The organism is Vibrio sp. 10N.222.48.A3 (assembly GCF_041475345.1).
Taxonomy (GTDB): Bacteria; Pseudomonadota; Gammaproteobacteria; order Enterobacterales; family Vibrionaceae; genus Vibrio; species Vibrio tasmaniensis_A.
In genome coordinates, this window is the sequence record NZ_JBFRVX010001676.1 from 1 (window position 1) to 223 (window position 223).

Sequence of the window (223 nt, forward strand, 5' to 3'; positions counted from 1 at the left end):
CAAACAGGTACAGGTAAAACTGCGAGCTTTGTTCTCCCTATCTTAGAAATGCTAAGTAAAGGTGAAACACAACGTAAAAAACGTATTCGTGCTGTTATTCTGACACCAACTCGCGAGCTTGCGATTCAGGTTGAGCAGAACATTACTAAGTACGCGAAGTTCCTAAACCTAACATCACTAGCGATGTACGGTGGCGTATCTTACCAACACCAGAAAGACCGCT

The 223-nt window shown here is 43.5% G+C and carries 1 protein-coding gene; it reads left to right on the forward strand.

Translation table 11 applies throughout. The features are described 5' to 3' along the window. On the forward strand, positions 1-223 hold a 223-nt coding region (locus tag AB4653_RS28370), incomplete at both ends, for a DEAD/DEAH box helicase (protein ID WP_372105969.1).